This window comes from Ferdinandcohnia sp. SAFN-114, assembly GCF_059415045.1.
The window spans coordinates 1-7,151 of record NZ_JBPFDQ010000091.1 but is presented as its reverse complement, the minus strand read 5'-3'; the positions used below and the strand labels follow the sequence as shown (position 1 = coordinate 7,151).

Here is a 7,151-nt window from a genome sequence, read left to right as displayed (position 1 = left end):
TTGCGTATGCTTTTTTTAGATGGGCAGCATTTAACCATTCGCAATATCCATAATAAGGGAAAGTTGATTTCAAAAAAGGCAATAATTGGTACAATCATCCATTTGCGTATTATTTCTGAGCAGATAAGCGATTAAAGCATGCGTAAAAAGAAATTGCGTATGCTTTTTTTAGATGGGCAGCATTTAACCATTCGCAATATCCATAATAAGGGAAAGTTGATTTCAAAAAATGCAATAATTGGTACAATCATCCATTTGCGTGTCATTTCTGAGCAGATAAGCGATTAAAGCATGCGTAAAAAGCAATTGCGCATGCTTATTTTAGATTGTCAGCATAGAACCATTCGCAATATCCATAAAAAGAGAGAAACGATAGATACATAGAATATTGAGAAACTCAAATATAACGAGAAAACCCGTCATATTAAAAGACGGGTTTTTACTCTTTATAGATTAAACCAATACTGCTGATAATTTTTTTGCAACAGCTGCTACTTTTTCTAAGCCTTCAGCTACAATCTTGTCAGCTTGATCTGGTGCTGCAGCATGGCCTTCAATAATGACTTCATCAATGATTTCCATTCCGAATACGCCACCAGCTACATTCTTAATATAAGTAGCAGCCATTTCCATTGGCGCTGCTTCAGGTGTTGAGTATATACCACCACGAGCACTTAGAATAACAGCTTTTTTGTCAGTCAATAATTGTACAGCTTGACCATTTTCATCATATTTAAATGAGAATCCAGCTTGGTACACATAGTCGATGAATGTTTGTAACTTAGCTGGAATTGTTAAGTTCCATAATGGGAATGCAAATACAACTACATCTGCTGCTGTTACGGCATCCATTGCTTTTTGTTTTGCAGCTAAAATACGTTGCTCTACGTCTGTCATTTCTTCGCCTGATTCTAATTTACCAAAAGCATTGAATAAATCTTGACCAAGATAAGGCATGTCTTCTGCAAAAACATCGTAAGTTGTTACATTCACACCTTCAATGCTATTTATGAAAGTCTCATACATTTTACTTGAAACAGCTTCTGAAGCTGGACGGTTATTTGCTTTTACTACTAATATATTCATTATATGAAAGTCTCCTTTATTATCTTAAAATTAATTATCTTGAATTAATGATATATTGAAATAAAACCTAAGTCAACTAACTACAGGTAATTCACAAAAAATGAAACCTTAGTCCTATGACGATTTTTAGTTCTTTAGTAGCATTACTTTTATTTAGAGATTATTATATTGATATAACAAAAAACAACAAGCCCCTCTAAAAGGCCTGTTGCTTCTTTAATATATGGCACATATTCGGTTAGTTTCTAGGCTTCACTCTGTATCTCAATACCGTTTTCAGCTTTGCTGGCTCTACTTTTCTTGCATCGGAAAGATAAATTTCTCTATGTACAAGAGTAACTTTATCAAGACTGTTTGTTTCAATAAATTCATTCATTTTCACAAAACTTTGTGGTTCCTCATCGTAGGAACCCACATGAAGCATTTGTACAGATAAGCCATCTTCCATTACTCCAAAAGTTACATCCTCTAGCAATGGATGTGGCTTCTTCTTTCTCACATTCTCAAAAGCCTTCTCAATAATTTCTTCGGTAACAAATTCTGGCTGTCTAATCATGATCGTATATACCAATTCGTCTTTATTTAAGGTAGTTAGTTTCCTACCCTCCTCGGTCAAATCCCATATACCCTCCAAAGGGTAAACTGTATATTCAAAATATCCTTCAGGAGTATATCCTCCTTTAGGCATCATTCTGACTGCATAAGATAATGAATAAAGAACATTTATTTTCTCTGAGAATTCCTCACTATTCGGATTCCCTTTTCCCTTTATCATGAAAAATTTTTGTTCAGGTACCGTTACCAGTTCTGGTTTGCTTTTGGGTACATATAAATTTTTCTCATGCTTTCTCCATTCGTGCTTCATGGGTTACTCCTTTTATACAGTATTTAGTTCTATTTTAACTATTTTTTATCCTTTATGTACTCCAGTATATTGGATCTTTTCATTCATTTTAACATAATCTTGTTCTCCTTTTGATTTTTGAAGACCTTGCTTTCTTATCGTAGGTCAATCCTTAGTAGAATCTACAAGTAAAGAGATTTCAACTTCCTATTTTATACCCCCTTCATTTACTGAATATGTGAATAATTCCCTTTAACAAGGTTAAGATAATTTAAAACTACTTACATCATAAGGTGGAATAACTTTGAAGAATGTGATTGCCTATTTCCCAGAGTGGACGGTGTTTTTACAAGCTTTTATTGTATTTTTTGTACCTTTTTTACTATCCCGAACTTTTGATTCTATAAAGAGAATTAAGGAGAAGTGAAATAGTGATGAGGCGGGATGGCAAAAAGACACCCAGTTCAAATCCTAATTTCATAGGGGTACTGGAGTTAGATAAAGCATTACTACAGGAGAGGTTAGGTAAAAATTCAGACGTTCTATTTAGGGAGTTTAAACTTAAAAAGTCGAATGTGTCTTGCCTACTTATCTTTTTAAATGGCTTATGTAACAGGAAAACAATCGACAAAGACATTCTACCAGTATTATTAGAACCGTTTGATTCAGATGATCTTGAACTATTGAAATTAACGGGAAAAATAGATTTTATTAAGAAATATCTATTACCAATTAGTGAAATTAAAGATACGAATTCCATTGAAAATGTAACTTCTAAAATTCTAACAGGCGATGCGGCTTTACTAATTGATGGTTGTGAGAACGCATTGCTTTTGGGAATAAAAGAAGAAAAAACACGCAGCATAGAGGAACCTCCTTCTGAATCAGTCGTTCGTGGTCCAAGGCTCGGATTCACTGAATCTCTGAGTGTGAATATGGGAATTCTTCGAAACAGTGCAGAGAATAAAGATTTAATAATGCTTGAACTTCCTGTTGGCAAACGAGCAAAAAAGTCATTGGTAATCTCTTATTTAAATGAAATTGTAAATCCTAGACTCTTGGAAGAAATCAAAAGAAGGATTAATAAAATTGACATAGATTATGTAGCCGATTCTGGATATGTTGAACAGTTGGTTGAAGATAACTTCCTAAGCCCATTCCCTCAAGTACAAAGTACTGAAAGGCCCGATCGAGTCATGGCTGCTCTTATGGAAGGTCGTGTTGCCATACTTCTGGATGGTTCACCCTTTGCACTGATTGCGCCCGTAACCTTTAGTATGTTGCTGCAATCACCTGATGATTATTATGAAAGATGGATACCCGGAACGTTGGTACGCAATCTTAGGTTAATGGCTGCAATCATCTCTTTATTGGGACCATCCTTATATATATCATTTATTTCTTTTCATCCTGGTTTAATTCCAACTAAACTAGCAATGTCTATTGCCGGCTCTCGTGAAGGAGTACCTTTTCCAGCGTTTATCGAAGCTTTGATGATGGAGATATCAATTGAGATTCTTAGAGAAGCAGGTCTGCGACTTCCGAAACCAATAGGACAAGCTATTGGAATTGTTGGAGGTCTTATCATAGGTGAAGCAGCGGTAAGAGCAGGTATTGTCAGCTCCATTATGATTATTGTGGTTGCCTTAACAGCCATCTCTTCCTTTGCCATACCACAGTATAACGCTGGAATTGCACTACGATATTTACGTTTCGTTTCCATGATTTTTGCAGCGACCTTAGGACTATATGGAGTCACTTTATTTTTCCTTCTTTTATGCAGCCATTTAGTTAGGCTTGAAAGTTTTGGGGTTCCCTATACTAGCCCTGCAGTTCCTTTCAGGTTTAAAGATATGAAAGACTTCTTAATAAGAGCTCCTATCGCTATGATGCAACGACGCCCAAGCATTCTAGAAACTAAAGATCCTAAGCGCAAGAAATAGAAAGAAGGAATAGGATGTTTACACTTAAAAAAAATAAAATTACAAATGTCCAGACCGTTGTCATCATAACCAATTATATACTTGCAGCAGGAATACTTACCCTTCCCAGAACGAGTGTGGAAGCGGTGAAAACTCCAGATGCATGGATTAGTGTTCTATTAGGCGGCGTAATCTCAATCCTATTAGGGATAATTATGGTGAAGCTTAGTCAACGTTTCCCAGAAAAAACCTTTTACCAATACTGTCCCGAACTACTAGGCAAAGTATTTGGAACCCTACTTAGTTGTTTTTTGATTGTTTATTTCCTTACAATAGCAGCATTTGAACTTAGGGTTTTAGTAGAAGTTACTAGTTACCTCCTTCTTGAGGAAACACCTAGATGGGCGATAACGATGCCATTCCTTTGGATAGGTGTATACCTTTTAGCGGGTGGCATTACATCTTTAGCACGCATGTTTGAAATCATTTTCCCTATAACAGTGTTTTTTTTCTTAATAATTATAATGATGAGTTTCAAAATTATTGAGCCTGACAATCTACGACCTTTTCTTGGGGAAGGAATACTTCCAATAACGAAAGGGGTTAAATCCACCATAATCACGTTTATTGGGGCTGAGATCATGCTTCTGCTAGTAGCATTTATGGAAGAACCTAAAAAGGCAGTTAAATTGATCATAATCGGCGTTGCCATTCCAACCGTATTTTCCTTGATTACGGTGGTAATGGTTATTGGTGCCCTATCGGTAAATGGAGTTTTTCATCAGACTTGGCCAACACTAGAACTTATCAGAAGCTATGAAATAGAAGGTTTGATATTTGAGCGGTTTGAGTCATTTCTCCTTGTTATATGGACCATGCAGATTTTTTCTACGTTTTGTATTACCTACTTTTCATCTGCTTTGGGATTAAACCAACTATTAAAGAGGGAATCACGGTTGGTCTTATTAGTACTACCAGCTATCATTTATATCATTTCTTCAATCCCTAAGTCTATTTTTGAGGTGTTCAAGTTGGGGGATTATATTGGCAAGATCTCTATAGTCTTTTTTACAGTTATTCCTCTTTTTTTATTATTAATGGCTAAATGGAAGGTATCATCTAATGATCAATCTTCTTCGTCGTAAATTAAAAATTGCACTAGCCGTTGCCATGTTATTTTCTCTTTCTGGCTGTTGGAGCAGTAAAGAAATTGAAGATCTCACTTTTAATGTAGGAATAGCTATAGATAAAGGCGAGGAACCTTCCGAAGAGAAAGATTTTGAAATGAAAGGTGCAACTTATAAAAAGAAAGACGAAATAACAGTTACGTATCAATATGTGAATATAGCTACTACCAAACCAGAAGCACAGGGTGCGGGAAAGAAAAAGTATATTAATATATCCGAAAGTGGAGATTCTAACCATCAAATGGTTAGAGATTTATCTTTAAGGCAAGAAAGACCCGTTACATTTCTACATACAAAGGTGATTGTTATAAATTCAGAACTATTAAAGCAAAAATCTCTAAAAGAGCTGCTTGATTACTATCTTTGGGATAATGAATTAAGACCTAGTTGTTTAGTATTTGTAAGTAACGGTCCGGCCAAAGAGGTTCTTGAATCCAATACAACTGAAATTATCCCCGCTTTTAGGCTAAGCGGAATGATCGATAATTCTTATCGGAATATTAAAATTCTAGAACCTATGTCGTTGTCAAAATTAAAAGGAAAATTTAACTCTGGAGAGAGTTATTTGTTACAAAATATTTACTCTGTAGATGGTGAAATAAAATTATCCGGTGCAGCAATTATTAATGGAAAAAACAATCTACTTTTAGCAACCATTAATGAAGATGTGTTACATGGTATAAGCTTGCTAAAAAGGAAGACAACAGGCGGCCTTATAAAAGCGACTGATGAAACTTCAGGTGAGGTATTCATTTACGAAGTTGAAGAACTAACGACTAAAATAATCCCTATTATAAATAAGGATAAGATCTCATTTGAACTCGATATTCATTCAACAGGACGTATATCTGAAAGCTGGATGAACTTATCAAAAACGCCAGCCTTTATAAATGACATCGAAAAGCTGATTGAGCTGGAGACAGAAAAGATTATTAAAAATGCGATTAAAACAATACAGAAGGATTTACAGGTAGATGTAGCTGGATTTGGCAATCAAGTAAGGATTAAGTACCCCCAACTATGGCAAAAGGTTAAAAATAATTGGGATGAAGTTTTTTCAGAAGTACCGATTCATTACTCAATTAAAATGGAAGTAACAGACTTTGGGTATCGTGATGATAACTAGATATTGCTGATTTATTTTCTTACGTTATTCCTTAAAATACTACTTGTAAAAACGCACGAATCATCGTGCGTTTTTGTATTTTCCCCTGAGAGGTACTTATGATAAATAAGGAAGTACTCTCGTTTTGAACTCAGCATAGTTATCAATGTGAAAATCTGCCTCAATCTCCTGATTTTCAAAGGCAACAGTTTTGATTCCTAATTCTCTAGCAGGAATTAAATCTAGCTCACGATCACCGATCACTAAATCAATCGGATAATCCTTGATGACATGTTGATATGAGGCTACATGTGGCTTCCTCTCAAAGCCCTCTTCCTCGACTGAAACAACCACCTTAAAATAATGTAACAACTTAAATTTTTCCAGAAGGAACAGTGTGGACTCCTTGTCACGGTGCGTGACGATAAAATTGTCATCTGCAATTTGTAAAACCTCTTCTAGCTGTTCAAACGGCCGGCTGTCAAAGGAGTATTGATTATAAAGCTTGATATATTCCTCTCGCTTACTTTCATCAATTCCATATTGCTGAAAGGCCACTTTTGAGTTAACCTTTAGCCACTTCAGAACCTCACTCGGATTCAAATCCTTGCCGCTTAAATGGATAAAACCCTTGACCAATGCTGGATAGGTGTTAAACAATGTTCCGTCAAAATCCCATAGAATATTAATTTGAATCCCTCTCTCTTTTTACATAGTACATACCATTATAGAAATGATGCTCATGAAAATAAAGTTTTAAGTACTTCGGACAAGCAAAGGCAGAATCAGCGCAACTCTGTCCGAAGTTCGGGGATCTTCGGACAATCAAAGGCAAAACCAGCGTGGCTCTGTCCGAAGTTTGGGGGTCTTCGGACAAGCAAAAGCAAAACTAGCGCGGCTTTGTCCGAAGTTTGAGTATCTTCGGACAAGCAAAGGATAAATAGGCGCAACTCTGTCCGAAGTCGGGGTTACTTCAGACACGGTAAGGTAAAATCAGTACGGCTCTG

General features: G+C 35.9%; 7 protein-coding genes. 4 read left to right on the top strand and 3 right to left on the bottom strand.

What is annotated here, in order from left to right; all coding sequences use genetic code 11:
• Positions 1–159 precede the first annotated feature (159 nt).
• On the top strand, positions 160–288 hold the full coding sequence (locus ACR65M_RS22025) for a hypothetical protein (protein WP_440274420.1): 129 nt from the start codon (positions 160–162) through the stop codon (positions 286–288).
• A 165-nt stretch (positions 289–453) separates the two neighbouring features.
• Here ACR65M_RS22025 and ACR65M_RS22020 read toward each other — a convergent pair whose 3' ends face one another.
• Both ACR65M_RS22020 and ACR65M_RS22015 read right to left on the bottom strand, forming a co-directional pair.
• Positions 454–1,086, bottom strand: a complete 633-nt coding sequence (locus ACR65M_RS22020; protein WP_121446913.1) for an FMN-dependent NADH-azoreductase — start codon at positions 1,084–1,086, stop codon at positions 454–456.
• 238 nt (positions 1,087–1,324) lie between these two features.
• Positions 1,325–1,951: a GyrI-like domain-containing protein gene (locus ACR65M_RS22015; RefSeq protein WP_440274419.1), complete on the bottom strand. Its 627-nt coding sequence runs from the start codon at positions 1,949–1,951 to the stop codon at positions 1,325–1,327.
• Between the two features lie 413 nt (positions 1,952–2,364).
• Here ACR65M_RS22015 and ACR65M_RS22010 point away from each other — a divergent pair, with 413 nt between their 5' ends.
• Genes ACR65M_RS22010 through ACR65M_RS22000 form a run of 3 tightly spaced genes read left to right on the top strand, consistent with a single transcriptional unit; the run spans position 2,365 to position 6,165 of the window.
• Complete coding sequence (locus tag ACR65M_RS22010) at positions 2,365–3,873, top strand: spore germination protein (protein ID WP_440274433.1); 1,509 nt, start codon at positions 2,365–2,367, stop codon at positions 3,871–3,873.
• 14 nt (positions 3,874–3,887) lie between these two features.
• Complete coding sequence (locus tag ACR65M_RS22005; protein ID WP_440274418.1) at positions 3,888–4,997, top strand: GerAB/ArcD/ProY family transporter; 1,110 nt, start codon at positions 3,888–3,890, stop codon at positions 4,995–4,997.
• On the top strand, positions 4,975–6,165 hold the full coding sequence (locus tag ACR65M_RS22000; RefSeq protein WP_440274417.1) for a Ger(x)C family spore germination protein: 1,191 nt from the start codon (positions 4,975–4,977) through the stop codon (positions 6,163–6,165). The genes ACR65M_RS22005 and ACR65M_RS22000 overlap by 23 nt, the downstream gene beginning before the upstream one ends.
• A gap of 96 nt (positions 6,166–6,261) precedes the next feature.
• Here ACR65M_RS22000 and ACR65M_RS21995 read toward each other — a convergent pair whose 3' ends face one another.
• Positions 6,262–6,828, bottom strand: coding sequence for an HAD-IA family hydrolase (locus ACR65M_RS21995; RefSeq protein ID WP_440274432.1), 567 nt, complete (start codon positions 6,826–6,828; stop codon positions 6,262–6,264).
• Between the last annotated feature and the right edge of the window lie 323 nt (positions 6,829–7,151).